1 protein-coding gene is annotated in these 296 nt (G+C 63.9%); it reads left to right on the top strand.

What is annotated here, in order from left to right:
• On the top strand, nucleotides 1-296 hold a 296-nt coding region (locus P0G09_RS19330), incomplete at both ends, for an MATE family efflux transporter (RefSeq protein ID WP_275253483.1).

Raw genomic sequence — 296 nt, forward strand, 5'->3', positions numbered from 1 at the left:
CTCATCGGGTTCAGCCAGGGTATTGCCGTGGGTGCCGGTGTCGTGGTGTCTCAGTTTCTGGGAGCCAAGGACAGGGAGGGCGCGCACACTGCGGTGCACACCTCCCTGGCCCTTTCGGCCATTCAGGGTGCGATCCTGACCGTGTGCGGCATTGCCGTCAGCCGTGCCCTGCTCACCGCCATGAACACCCCCGCAGAGGTGCTGGAGGTTGCGGTGCTCTATATGCGGCTCTATTTTGGCGGCGTGCTGTTCAGCGTGGTGTATAACTTGGCGGCCGGTATCCTGAACGCCGCCGG

It is taken from the genome of Faecalibacterium sp. DFI.5.82, from assembly GCF_029076575.1.
In the GTDB taxonomy this organism is placed as follows: domain Bacteria; phylum Bacillota; class Clostridia; order Oscillospirales; family Ruminococcaceae; genus Faecalibacterium; species Faecalibacterium duncaniae.